The organism is Streptococcus rifensis, assembly GCF_053203525.1.
Genome location: NZ_JBRUCW010000011.1, coordinates 55,334 through 67,703, shown reverse-complemented (window position 1 = coordinate 67,703; position 12,370 = coordinate 55,334). Strand labels below are relative to the sequence as shown.

At 42.3% G+C, this 12,370-nt stretch carries 13 protein-coding genes; all 13 read right to left on the bottom strand.

All coding sequences use genetic code 11. The annotated features are described in order from the left end of the window. Window positions 1-44: 44 nt before the first annotated feature. Window positions 45-596, bottom strand: a complete 552-nt coding sequence (gene citX, locus ACVRYP_RS07755; RefSeq protein ID WP_447468160.1) for a citrate lyase holo-[acyl-carrier protein] synthase — start codon at window positions 594-596, stop codon at window positions 45-47. Window positions 597-757: 161 nt separating this feature from the next. Then, window positions 758-2,044 (bottom strand): 2-hydroxycarboxylate transporter family protein, encoded by a 1,287-nt coding sequence (locus ACVRYP_RS07750; protein ID WP_447468159.1) that lies wholly within the window; start codon window positions 2,042-2,044, stop codon window positions 758-760. A gap of 26 nt (window positions 2,045-2,070) precedes the next feature. Then, complete coding sequence (gene citF, locus ACVRYP_RS07745) at window positions 2,071-3,612, bottom strand: citrate lyase subunit alpha (RefSeq protein WP_447468158.1); 1,542 nt, start codon at window positions 3,610-3,612, stop codon at window positions 2,071-2,073. A 1-nt stretch (window position 3,613) separates the two neighbouring features. Then, window positions 3,614-4,507, bottom strand: coding sequence for an aldolase/citrate lyase family protein (locus ACVRYP_RS07740; protein ID WP_447468157.1), 894 nt, complete (start codon window positions 4,505-4,507; stop codon window positions 3,614-3,616). Next, window positions 4,495-4,812, bottom strand: coding sequence for a citrate lyase acyl carrier protein (citD, locus tag ACVRYP_RS07735; protein ID WP_447468156.1), 318 nt, complete (start codon window positions 4,810-4,812; stop codon window positions 4,495-4,497). The genes ACVRYP_RS07740 and citD overlap by 13 nt, the downstream gene beginning before the upstream one ends. A gap of 36 nt (window positions 4,813-4,848) precedes the next feature. Then, a complete protein-coding gene (locus ACVRYP_RS07730; RefSeq protein ID WP_447468155.1) occupies window positions 4,849-5,979 on the bottom strand; it encodes a sodium ion-translocating decarboxylase subunit beta in 1,131 nt (376 codons plus the stop codon). 20 nt (window positions 5,980-5,999) lie between these two features. Then, a complete protein-coding gene (locus tag ACVRYP_RS07725; protein WP_447468154.1) occupies window positions 6,000-6,353 on the bottom strand; it encodes a biotin/lipoyl-containing protein in 354 nt (117 codons plus the stop codon). Window positions 6,354-6,368: 15 nt separating this feature from the next. Further along, window positions 6,369-6,659 carry an OadG family protein gene (locus ACVRYP_RS07720; protein WP_447468153.1) on the bottom strand — a complete coding sequence of 97 codons (291 nt, stop codon included), beginning with the start codon at window positions 6,657-6,659 and terminating at the stop codon, window positions 6,369-6,371. Between the two features lie 11 nt (window positions 6,660-6,670). Next, a complete protein-coding gene (locus tag ACVRYP_RS07715; RefSeq protein ID WP_447468152.1) occupies window positions 6,671-8,068 on the bottom strand; it encodes an oxaloacetate decarboxylase subunit alpha in 1,398 nt (465 codons plus the stop codon). Between the two features lie 325 nt (window positions 8,069-8,393). Next, window positions 8,394-8,735, bottom strand: a complete 342-nt coding sequence (locus ACVRYP_RS07710; RefSeq protein ID WP_447468151.1) for a hypothetical protein — start codon at window positions 8,733-8,735, stop codon at window positions 8,394-8,396. Window positions 8,736-8,746: 11 nt separating this feature from the next. After that, the gene (locus ACVRYP_RS07705; RefSeq protein ID WP_447468150.1) at window positions 8,747-10,039 is read right to left on the bottom strand and encodes a DUF1576 domain-containing protein; all 1,293 of its coding nucleotides are present in this window, start codon (window positions 10,037-10,039) and stop codon (window positions 8,747-8,749) included. A gap of 181 nt (window positions 10,040-10,220) precedes the next feature. Continuing rightward, on the bottom strand, window positions 10,221-10,892 hold the full coding sequence (locus ACVRYP_RS07700) for an amino acid ABC transporter permease (protein ID WP_447468149.1): 672 nt from the start codon (window positions 10,890-10,892) through the stop codon (window positions 10,221-10,223). A gap of 369 nt (window positions 10,893-11,261) precedes the next feature. Next, a complete protein-coding gene (locus ACVRYP_RS07695; protein ID WP_447468148.1) occupies window positions 11,262-12,149 on the bottom strand; it encodes a transporter substrate-binding domain-containing protein in 888 nt (295 codons plus the stop codon). Between the last annotated feature and the right edge of the window lie 221 nt (window positions 12,150-12,370).

Below are 12,370 nucleotides of genomic sequence, written 5' to 3'. Positions count from 1 at the left end.
GGGACGTCTTACCCCTATCTGCTGGGCTTTTAGTATTGTAAGGCTTAAATCAAATGATTGTCCTTTGCAAGTCGGCTGATAAAAGCCTGCATCTCTTCAACAGAATGGGTTCGATTGCGCCCACAGGCTTTAGCAGGTTGCTCACAGATTAAACAAGAGCGTTCTGGAAATCCAAGTTCTGTACGCGAAACACTTTGAAGTTGCCCTAGCTTAGAATCCTGTTCACGATAGATGACATCTATATCATATAAGCGCCCTAATGGAGACTCTAGCTCGATTGCAACCATCAATTTTTTAACCTCTTTAGGAGAAAGGGGCACAACGATAAAGCTTTCAAGACCCGTTTTCCAATTAATCACTTTTTGCTCAATCACCTGAATATTTTCGGCAATGATTGTCTGAGCGATTTCATCTAGTCCTTCTTGAAAAAGAGTTCTGATGGATGAATTATTCTTAATGGGTCCAGGAATATTGCATTTGTAGTTAATAAGGGTATTCCCTTCAAATTGGTCTAAAAGCTTATTTTGCAGTTGAACTCTTGATTCCCGCGCATGTAAGACATCCTGAAGTGTGACGGCTTGTCCTGTTTCAAACATATTTTATCCCCTTTTCGAATCTCTTTGCTAGCTTATGAAGGCCTAATAGCTAATCAACCTGGTTCTTCCCCTATTTTTTGAGTGGCTGGCGTTTTGCCATGACCATTCAAAGAAGGCTGAGCAACTGTCCAGCCTTCTTTGAGTTCATACTATTTTTATGGTTACAAGAACATTCCGAAGATAATACTTGCAATGACAAGGACAAGGCCACCACCGAGACGAGAAGAAAGCTGGGCGTATGAGATCAAGTCCATACGTTCTGCCGCACCAAGAACAGCCAAGTCTCCAGAACCACCACGGTTAGCCATACAAAGACCAGCTGTAACAGCTGAATCGATAGGGTAAAAACCAACAAGGTAGCCGACAATAGCGGATCCAAGGATAGCACCAATAACGATCACCAAGGCCATGACAACGTTTGAGAAGGTAAGAGCTGCTAGTAATTCTCCAAGGTCTGTATCGATACCGACACCTACCATGATGATGAGAATCATGTTTTTCGTGAAGAAGCTTTGAAGCACTGTTGCCGCCTTGCGGACATAAGTAGGAATGATACCTGTTGCGTTAGCGATAACCACAAAGATAATCATGTAAGCAAAGGTATGGATAGCTACACCAAAGACAGTTGGTAATAAGACCTCACTAAAGAGACGGCCTAGTGCATAGAAAGACAAGGCAAGAAGGAAAGCACCACCATAGTCGATCATAGAAAGCTTGACAGTTTCTTCTTCAACTTCAATTTCACTGCTCTTACGCATCAAGGTTTTGCCATCACCCGTCAATTTGGTTTGTTTTTTACCGATACCATTTAAGATCCCTGCTGTAATGATGGCAAAGATGTTTGCAATAGTCAGGATTGTAATGGCAAAACTATAGTAAGTTGCTGCGGGTTGTCCAGTCGTTTTTTCATAAATTTGACTGAGTGGAACAGCGCCCGCACCATTACCACCACCCATAACAGGCAATACGTATTTAATCATAACATCTGCTGGGCTGATACCAAACATCAAACCAAAGAGGATTCCGAGTAAGCCAGCTCCAGCCACACCACCAAGGATAGCAGGAATGTACCCAGCCATTGAGCGAAGCAAGAGTTTGCGCTCAAGTCCTAAGATGGATCCTGTGATTAACATAACGATGAAGAGTGTCAAGAAGTTAGCATCTTCTGTTGCAAAATTCATCAACTCTACATATTCCTCAGGAATAGCATTGAAATATACCAAGGCAGAGCTTCCTAAGAAAGCCAACACCAAACCACCACCGATGTAGGTGTTCCAGATTGGGATACGCTTGCCAATCTCATTAAAGACCACACCGATTGACAGCATGATAGCAAAGGCACCTGCCAAGTCTTTTGACAAAGCCCCTGTGTACATTGTTATCAAACAGATAACGATAAGACCTGCAGCTAGTACAGGTGGTAAACCTAGAAATTTCATTTTTTTCATGAAATTTTCCTCCCCCCAAAAATTTTTTAATTTTTTATGTTTTTAACAGTGTCGATGAGCGTTCCATCACGGTACTCAATTAAGGCAACAACTTTGTCACCATATTCGATCGGATCAGGATTGCCAACAATTTCATAAGCTTTTTCCTGTAATTCCTTAATAGTGAATTGAGGAACTTTCAAGTCTTTAAAGTGTTCAACTAGGTCAGAGCGGTTCGGGTTAACTGCAATACCAATTTCTGTAACGACGACATCTACACTAGTCCCCGGTGTGATAACGGTATTGACTTTCTCCACAAAGGTCGGAATGCGTCCGCGTACCAACGGTGAGATAACCAAACTCATTTTAGAAGCAAAGGCTGTGTCACAGTGTCCACCTGATGCCCCGCGGATGACCCCATCAGACCCTGTCATGACATTAACATTAAAGTCTGTATCAACCTCAAGGGCAGAAAGAATACAAGTGTCCAAACGATTGACCATTGACCCCTTGCTAAGCGGTGAAGCATACATGTTGGCATCAATCTCGTAGTGTTTACCAGCATTGCGATCGATAGAGAGTGCTGATGGATGGTCAAAGTCTTGAACGTCGATGATTTTTTCAACCAGACCTTCTTCAAGGAGTTCAACCATGGCATTGGTAATCCCACCAAGGGCAAAGCTAGCAGTGATGCCATCTTTTTTCATGGCTTCACGGATAAAGCGTGTAACCGCCAAGGAAGCGCCGCCAGTTCCTGTTTGGAAAGAGAAACCTTCTTTGTAGTATGGCGAATTTGTAATCACTTTTGCAGCGTATTCTGCAATCAAAAGCTCTTTTGGATTCTTAGTGAAACGGGTAGCCCCTTTGGCAATCCCCTTAGGATCTCCAATTTCGTCAACAACAACCACATAGTCAACGTCAGTCTGAGGAATACTGATTGGTGTGTTAGGGTATGGGACAAGGGTATCGGTAATGATAACGACCTGATCAGCGTACTTAGCATCAACCATGGCGTAACCAAGGGATCCACAAACGGCCTTGCCTTTAGTACCGTTAGCGTTACCGTATTCATCAGAACTTGGAGCCCCGAGGAAGGCGACGTCAATATGCACATCTCCACGCGCAATCGCACGGGCACGGCCACCATGCGAACGAATCACGACAGGATTTTCCATAATCCCCTCAGAAATGGCAGCTCCTAATTTGTCTCGAAGTCCAGATGAGGTAATATTGGTCACGACACCGTTTTTGATGTGATCGATTAAAGGCTCATGGACATTGGCAATTGAACTTGGGGCAATTGATAAATTCTTAAAGCCCATCTTGGCAATTTCATCCATGACCATGTTCATGACATAGTCCCCTTCACGGAAATGGTGGTGGAAGGAAATGGTCATGCCATCTTTAAGACCCGTTTTTTCAATCGCTTCACGGATCGATCCCACTAACTTTTCATCACGAGGTTTAGCTGGCTTGATGTTACGCGTTGACTCCTGATAGTCTTTGATGTTTTCTAGTTCACCTACAAAGACACCAAATTGATCCGCATACTCTTGAGGAATGTCTCGTCCTAATTTGTTTACAACCATCTTAAGCCTCCTCTTCTTCTATCAATCCTGCTGCTGTGGCTAAGGCAAGCACACGCTGGGCACGTTCCACAATCGGTTTATCGACCATCTTACCATTTAGGGAAACGACACCAGACCCTTTAGCTTCAGCATCTGCAATGGCAAACATAACTTGGCGTGCGTTGTCAATTTCTTTTTCTGTTGGGGCAAAGACTTCGTTGACCACAGGAATTTGACGTGGGTTGATGACGGATTTGCCATCAAAGCCAAGCTGTTTGATCCGTTCGACTTCACGACGGAAGTTTTCCATATCGTTTACATCAGAGAAAACTGTATCGACAGCTGCGATACCTGCAGCACGTGCTGCATGAACGATCATAGAACGAGCAAAGAAGAGTTCTTCCCCATTACGCTCAGGATAACGCTTAGTCTTCATTGACGTTACATAGTCCTCAGCTCCAAGCGCAATCCCTACAACACGCTCACTAGCTGTCGCAATTGCTAAGGCATTAAAGACACCAGTTGGACCTTCGATGGCACAAAACATCTTAGTTGAGCCAATTTCACGGCCAATTTTCTCTTCGACTTCTGTAATCACCTCTGCCACATCGATAACGTCTTGAGCTGTTTCTGTCTTAGGAAGACGAATACAGTCAATACCTGCACGGACCATGGCTTCAACATCATCACGACCACCTGCCGCAAGGTCATTGATCCGAACGATGGTTTCAGTATCTCCAAAATCAAAGGTTTTAACTGCTTGGTACAAAAGGAAACGCGCAGAGTCTTTTTCTTTCAAGGAAACAGAATCTTCCAAGTCAAACATGATAGAATCAGCTCCGTAAAGATTAGCATCTCTTAGCATAGCTGCATTGCTTGCTGGGACAAACATCATAGTTCTTCTTAAACGTTCCATGTTTCAATCTCCTCCCAGTTAATCGCATCTACAGTACCATTGGCACGATGTGCAGCAGCGATGACACGCGCCTTAATCGTACAATCCAAAGCACCTTTATCAACAGCTTCTACTTTAGCTGCTGTGATTCCTAGACTGTCAAGCGTTTCTAAAATCACTTTGCGGATTTGGCGTCCAAATTGTTTTTCAACAGAACTTTGTAACGTCAGATCAATGGTTTGTTCAGAAGCTGGTTCAATAACCACTTGAATATCAGAAGACTCTAAGGTCCCTGCTAAACCTGCTTGTTTAATATCAAAACTCATTTGAAAATATCCTTTCTGAATGCTGTGACGAATAGATTATCCAAAATATTGTAAAAGTACACCTGCTGCAACTGCAGAGCCGATTACACCAGCAACGTTTGGCCCCATGGCATGCATCAATAAGAAGTTTGATGGGTCTTCTTCGACACCGACACCTTGAACAACACGAGCAGCCATAGGAACAGCCGATACCCCCGCTGCACCAATCATTGGATTAATTTTCCCTTTGGTCAAGCGGTACATCAGACGTCCCATGAGAACGCCAGCTGCTGTACCAGCTGCAAAGGCAATCAATCCAAGAAGGATAATTTTAAGCGTATCTGGCGATAGGAGAACATCTGCCTTGGCTTTTGCACCTACACTAACGCCCAACAAAATGGTTACAATATACATCATGGAATTGGAGAGTGTCTCAGTAATTTTTGGCACTTGACCAGATTCTTTAATTAAGTTACCAAGCATCAACATCCCGATAAGTGGAGCTGACGATGGCAAGAGCAAGACTGTAAAAATCGTAACCACAATTGGGAAGAGAATCTTTTCTTTTTTAGAAACAGGTCGTAGCTGTTCCATCTTAACCTTACGTTGTTCCTTGGTCGTCAAAGCACGAATAATCGGCGGTTGAATGATTGGTACTAAGGCCATATAAGAATAAGCGGCCAAGGCAATCGTTGATAAGAGATGCGGGGCTAACTGGCTCGACAAGTAAATAGCTGTCGGTCCATCAGCACCACCGATAATCCCAATAGAGGCTGCCTCTGGACCCGTCATACCTAACATGATGGAACCTAACAAGGCAACGAAGATTCCAACCTGAGCCGCTCCTCCAAGAAGGAGGGTTTTAGGGTTGGAAATCAAAGGACCAAAGTCGGTAGTAGCTCCCAAACAAAGGAAGATAAGCGGCGGATAAATCCCTTTATCGACCCCTTGGTAGAGATAGTAAATCAAACCACCTCCAGATCCATCAACAGGTGCATCCATCAGACCACCAAGTGGTAAGTTTACGAGTAACATTCCAAAGGCAATGGGAATGAGAAGATAAGGCTCATAGCCTTTAGCAATGGCCAAGTAGAGAAAGATGCAGGCAATCCCTATGGCAATCAAGGTTTTAAAATCTAAAGCAAAGAGGCCTGAAGATGTGACCATCTCGATTAAGGCATCAAACATAACGGTGAACCTCCCAACTCTTATAATGTGACGAGTGTAGCACCTGCTTCAACTTGTGCTCCTTTAGCAACTAAGACATTACTTACCGTACCATCTTCAGGTGCTACAATTTCGTTTTCCATTTTCATAGCTTCCAAGATGCAGAGAACTTGACCTGCTTTTACAGCATCGCCTGCTGCCACATTAACAGCCACAATAGTTCCTGGCATTGGCGCATTAACTGGTGTTCCAGAACTAGCAACTGATGCTGCCGGAGCCACAGAAGTTGCTGGCGCAGGGGCTGGCGCAGCTTGAGCTTGAAATTCTTGCGCTGAGACTTCTTCTACTGAGACATCGTAGGTTTTACCATTGACGGTGATATGATAATTTTTCATGTGTTAAACTACTCCTTACTTGATACGTTTAATAGAGGTGATGCGGTATTTTTTATCCTGTTGGTTATCATTTGCCATGATAAGGGCTGTCAGAGCAGCAACCGTTTTGGTTTCGTCGTCTTCTTCAAGCACAGCTGGTGCAGGACTTGTTGCTGGCTGCGGGATTGAGGCAACAGTTACTTGTTCTGAACCGCTAATGTATTTGAACCCATTAACGATAACCATCAATCCGACCAGCACTATCATAACAACGATAATAGCTACTGCAGAAAGCCCTAAGGCTTCCATAATCGTAATATTTTCCACTTGGTTCCTCCTTACATGATAGCTTCGATGCGAATGGTTTCAGACGCATCATCAACTTCTTGGGCTTTTGGATTGTATTTTTTCTCTAAAAATTCTTTACCCAGTTGAGGGAACATGGCACAGATTAAGACATCTTCATCAGTTTTGGCTAATCCGGAAAGGTCAGCTTTGAGATGCTCAAACTCTGGCTCAAGTAAGTCGGCAGGACGAGTCGTAATAACCTCTTCGTCACCGATAATTTTTTGCTTAATTGCATCACTAATCGGTGCAGGTGATTGCCCGTACTTTCCACGAACATAGTCTTTGATTTCATTTGGAATCATTTTATACCGTTCTTTGGTCAACACGTTAAAGACTGCCTGTGTGCCGACCATTTGACTCATCGGCGTTACTAGTGGTGGGTAGCCAAGGTCTTCACGTACCTTAGGCACTTCTTTTAGCACTTCATCGTAAAGGTTTTCGGCATTAGCTTGTTTCAGTTGGGCATATAAGTTAGAGAGCATGCCACCCGGCACTTGATAGAGCAAAGTCTGAGGCTCTATCCCCATGATTTTTGGTGCTAAAATGCCTTCTTCGATATATTTTGCTTTTATCGGTTTGAAATACTCGCTGATTGTAATGAGCGCTTGGTCATCAAGACCTGTTTCATAACCCAATTCATTGAGAACCACAGCTAAGCTTTCTGTAGCTGGTTGACTCGTTCCTCCAGCTAAAGGCGAAATAGCCGTGTCAATGATATCTGCCCCTGCTTCTACTGCTGCCAAGTAGGTCATTTCTGACGTTCCACTCGTCGCATGCGTGTGAACTTCGATCGGTAAATCTGTGACCTCTTTGAGGGCAGGAATTAATTCTTTAACTGATGCAGGCGTTAAAATCCCAGCCATATCTTTAATACAAAGCGAATCCGCCCCTAATGCCACCATATCCTTGGTCAGGTTTTGGTAGTATGAAATCGTATGAACTGGACTCGTCGTATAGCAAATCGTTACCTGTGCATGTTTGCCAAATTTCTTGACCGCTTGAACACTGGCTTGAATATTTCGAACATCATTTAGGGCATCAAAAATCCGAAAGATATCCATACCGTTTTTAGCAGCTGATTCAATAAATTTTTCAACAATGTCATCCGCATAATGGCGATAACCCAGCAAGTTTTGCCCACGCAATAACATCTGTAGGGGCGTATTAGGAGCGTTCTTTTTGAATTGTCTTAAACGTTCCCAGGGATCCTCGTTCAAGTAGCGGACAGAAGCATCAAAAGTCGCTCCTCCCCAACACTCAAGGGCATTATAGCCAGCTCTGTCTATGTCTGCCATGATTGGCAACATCTCATCTGTCCTCAATCGCGTTGCCATCAAACTCTGATGAGCATCCCGCAAAACCGTCTCTGTAAACCGTATTTGCTTCATTAAGACCACCTTTTCTATTATGATATGATATAGAAGGCGCTTTCAAGCCATTCATACCTCTAGTATACCATTGTTTTGTGCTTTTTTTCTCAAAAATACAATAAAAAAACAGATAAAACACCAAAAAAACACAACCTTGTCAAGTTATATGCTCAGGTTGTGTTTCTTTTCTTAACATTATTGAAGAATTCTTAAACAATTAAGAGATGGCGAAGGTTTATATGAACTCAAAAAACGATTTGTTACTAAAAAAGATGTGCCTCGACATTGTTTTGGTCTGAACACATCTATGATCACTGCTTAGATATCTACTAATTCCCTGTCACTAACGTTTGTAGCGTCTCACTTTTAAGGTTAGGACACCATCCTCTAATTCGATTGATGACTCGTCCACTGCTTTTCCAAGCAAGGTATAATCATGATAGGTGTCGTGACCACCAAGTAAAGCATTATAATATTCATCGATTTCAACTTCCCGCTCCAAGCTCAGATCAGCCATCAAATGGTCGAAATGTTCTGGAATATCCTTAGATGCCGTTGAAATTGTTAAGTCAAACTTTTCATCGTCTAAGTTAAACTTAACATCAAATTGAAAATAACAATGCTCCAAAAAATAGCCAATAAGTTCTTTCATGATGCGCGTAGCTTTGCTTTTTTCAGTAATCATTTTTTAAAATCTCACTTTTTATCTTTCTTTAATGGAATTCGATCTTTAATACTGTCCAGGACAGGAACCATAAAGGCTGCCACGAAACCTGTCGAGAACCCATTATTGTATAAGCTGAGCCCTAAATGCAGGCCAATAACGCTTTGTGCAACGTTGAATTGGAGAAAGCCAGCTATTACCCCAACTATTATACCATAATATCCGGCAATGGGGGCTAAAGCTGTTCCAAATAATAGGGGTAAAATAACACTCAAATCATTCAGATGACCTAAGGAAAAATAACCAGCTAAAAGAACACCTAAAGCAATGGGTAAGGTATTACGAGGATGCTTTCCGAATGCCGAAAAGCCGATAATCGACATCAAGCCTCCAGCAATCGGTCCATTTAGTGGTATCCCTGTCAAGACGACGATGATTAAGAAGGCCATCCCAGTCAATCCCATATTCAGAAAAGTCGTCCGACGCCCATATTTCATCACAAAATCATCCGGCAACCGACCGAAACGGTGGGTCAATTTGTTTAATTTCACCTTTAGCTCACCAAAGTCAGCTCCAATTAAGGGAACAACCATAAAACTTATACAAATTAAGGCGATATAAATCAAAATATAGCGATGTGCATGGGTACTGATCATGGAAACACCGTCAACTTCGAACCCAAAATAGCGAAGACAAGCATAAACCAGCATAGCAATGATACCAGTCGTAAAGCCCGTATTATAAAGGGTGTACCCCTGGTGAAATTTTAGAAATGCTTCAGCCAGAGGAGGTGTTACAAAACCAAGGAAAAGCCCGAGACCTGTCGCTAGAAGAATCGAGGTTATACTGATGCCTTGGTTGAGAAGGATAAAAGATACCAGCGGTGCTGTCGACGTAGCAAACAAACTTTGAGACGTATGGAGTTTAAAAGATTGGCCAGACCACCATGAATAGAAAACAACCCCTAAAATAATAGGAAGAATATTTAACACATGAGTTCCAAAAAAAGAATGTCCAATAAAAATACCGGCTGCCGCCAATTGAAATCCAGTTAAATGGGTTAAATTATTACGGACATTAAGGTAATAGGCGACTAAAAAATGAAGAGAAACATTGAAGAAGGTAGCGGATATGCCAGCTACTTCAAAAAAATCATGAATCAGGTAGGTTTGGTGAAAAAGCAATTTTTGATAATTAGAAATGAGGCCTGTACTATCAGGCATTAACATGGCATAGACAAAAGTCACTATCGCCAGTAGTAGCAAATAGTCTTTTTCCCAGTGCATATGTATCTGCGCTTTTAGCTTTCTAGCTTTTTCTACCATAGTGCTCCTTCTCTAGTATTTTTAGCAGTACCGTTTTATTTAACGAATCGTCGACAACATCAAACCACTTTCACATACGTGTCTTTTTTTCACTATCTTATCTTCTACCTTACCCAATTTTAGGGTAATTGACAAGAGATTTTGGTGTTTTTTCAGTGTGCTTTTGAAACCGTATACAGATTCACTGATAGGTTGCTAACCTGGTTTCAAGCCTTGCTTGTCCAAAAGCATAGAGGGTACAAATCACCCAGTAAACTAAGGCGACCAAAATATAAACCGTCATGTAATCAGATTTGGCGCCACCAATGATTTTAGCCTTGTTGAAAATTTCAGGAACTGTAATCATGGCTGTTAGAGACGTGCTTTTAACCATATCTAAGAGAACATTGCTTAGTGGAGGTATGGCAATCCGTATCGCCTGAGGAATAATAACCTTCCGGTAGATGGTCGTCGTTTTAATCCCGAGGGCTCTTGCCGCTTCCCATTGTCCTTTGTCGACTGCTGAAAGGGAGGAGCGAATAATCTCAGCAATATAGGCGCTCGACATCATGGTAAAGCCCATGATTGATGCCGTAATAGCATCTAGTTGAACCCCGACAAAAGGTAAGCCAAAGTAGATCAGAAACAAGAGAACCATCAGCGGAGTCCCTCGCATCAAGGAAATGTGTACGTTCATCAACCACCTCAGTGGACGCAGTGACGACATTTTCATCAAAGCCACAAAGAACCCTAACACGGTACCTAGTAAAAAGCCTATCAAAGATAGAGACAGCGTGTAAGGAAGTCCTTCCAAAATACTTGGTAGGGCTTCAAACGCTAAAGGAAGGCTAAATATGGCATCCCATTTAATCATTGCTTTCTCCTTCAAAATTATTCAAGAAAAGAGGCTTGGAAAAAGTCCTAGCCTTCTAACTTAATTTATCGTCAGTTAAACCAGACGCAGTGGTTGGGAGTAACACTCACTGGCTTTGCCAGTTTTAGTGTTATCCCTGTACAGGTCATTAGTGCTTTAGCACCAATGAGCCACTGCTGATTGGAAGCCCTCTAACGCTTGCCACGTAACCGTTAGAGGACTTCCTAATCAACTGTGCGGAGATGGGAGTGAGAAGGTCTGGGGATAGACCTTCTCAGCCTGAACCTAAAAACTGCAAAAGTGAAGGGAAGTCAATTTCTTTGAAATTATGACTTCTGTCCCACTCTCCTCCACTCAGTAAGAGTGCTTTTATTTGATGTCAGAAACATCGATGACTGGAATATTATCGACATCCTCAAGAGGTTGTGTCAAATCCTGACCAGCATAATATTTTTCTGAGATAGCCTTCATCGTGCCATCTTCTTGCATCGCTTTGATAGTTTCATCCAATTTTGCTTTCAAGGTCTCATCGGTTTTGCTCATGACAATCCCTTGCTCAGTTGGGTTGTATTTTACAGTTCCCATTTTGACTTTGATGTCAGGAAATTTTTCTGTAATCATTTGAACAGCAATCACTTGTGTGAAGTAATCATTCGGTACAAAATCTGTCCGACCTGTCGAAACATCTCGTAAGTAGACATCGTTAGTCACATTGTCATAGATTACCGGTTCGGCACCTTGTTTTTCAGCAATTTTCATGTACTGGGTACCAGCACCACCACCAGCTTTTTTGCCAGTCCAGTCGCTAAGGTCTGCCGCTTCAATACCTGAACTGTCGTCTTCGCGTACAATCATCCCCCCAACTGAGTATTTGTAAGGTGTTGAGAAATTGTATTTCTCGAGACGTTCTGGTGTTGAGTCAAAGTTGTTGACGGCAACATCTACCTTACCACTATCAACTGAAGTAAAAGCCTCTGCTACTCCGATTTCAACGAATTCAACATCAATATCAAGACGTTTTGCAATTTCGGTCATCATATCAATTTCGTAACCGACCAATTGGTTATCGTCATTATAGTAGCTTGTTGGGTAAAGGGTTGCTGGTGTCGCTACCTTAAGAACACCCACTTCTTGCACTTTGTCCCATACTGTTGCCTCAGTAGATGACGTTGTAGATTCCGTTGCGTTGTTAGTACTGCAACCGACTAAAACTGTAGCCCCTAGAGCAACTAGTGATGCTAATAATTTCTTTTTCATGACAAAGAATCCCCTAAAATATTTTTATGATTGGACTCGCTCCCCTTTTTAGAGCAGATTCCAACGGTTTCACTATATCATAATGAAAGCCTATTCTCAATTCATTTGCTTGAAAATTTCACAAACTAATTTAAACTCATTTTCAGACTTTTCCTCTTTTAAAAACAAGGTTTTTCTAACTTATTTTTTACAATAACGTTTTACATTTCACAATCTTCTAT

Bases quoted from the DNA above. Each gene is read 5' to 3' on its own strand.
- citD (WP_447468156.1), bottom strand. From the start codon at position 4,812: ATGAGTTTTGATATTAAACAAGCAGGTTTAGCAGGGACCTTAGAGTCT.
- ACVRYP_RS07750 (WP_447468159.1), bottom strand. From the start codon at position 2,044: ATGAAAAAAATGAAATTTCTAGGTTTACCACCTGTACTAGCTGCAGGT.
- ACVRYP_RS07725 (WP_447468154.1), bottom strand. From the start codon at position 6,353: ATGAAAAATTATCATATCACCGTCAATGGTAAAACCTACGATGTCTCA.
- ACVRYP_RS07730 (WP_447468155.1), bottom strand. From the start codon at position 5,979: ATGTTTGATGCCTTAATCGAGATGGTCACATCTTCAGGCCTCTTTGCT.
- ACVRYP_RS07710 (WP_447468151.1), bottom strand. From the start codon at position 8,735: ATGATTACTGAAAAAAGCAAAGCTACGCGCATCATGAAAGAACTTATT.
- citF (WP_447468158.1), bottom strand. From the start codon at position 3,612: ATGGTTGTAAACAAATTAGGACGAGACATTCCTCAAGAGTATGCGGAT.
- ACVRYP_RS07705 (WP_447468150.1), bottom strand. From the start codon at position 10,039: ATGGTAGAAAAAGCTAGAAAGCTAAAAGCGCAGATACATATGCACTGG.
- citX (WP_447468160.1), bottom strand. From the start codon at position 596: ATGTTTGAAACAGGACAAGCCGTCACACTTCAGGATGTCTTACATGCG.
- ACVRYP_RS07740 (WP_447468157.1), bottom strand. From the start codon at position 4,507: ATGGAACGTTTAAGAAGAACTATGATGTTTGTCCCAGCAAGCAATGCA.
- ACVRYP_RS07715 (WP_447468152.1), bottom strand. From the start codon at position 8,068: ATGAAGCAAATACGGTTTACAGAGACGGTTTTGCGGGATGCTCATCAG.
- ACVRYP_RS07700 (WP_447468149.1), bottom strand. From the start codon at position 10,892: ATGATTAAATGGGATGCCATATTTAGCCTTCCTTTAGCGTTTGAAGCC.
- ACVRYP_RS07695 (WP_447468148.1), bottom strand. From the start codon at position 12,149: ATGAAAAAGAAATTATTAGCATCACTAGTTGCTCTAGGGGCTACAGTT.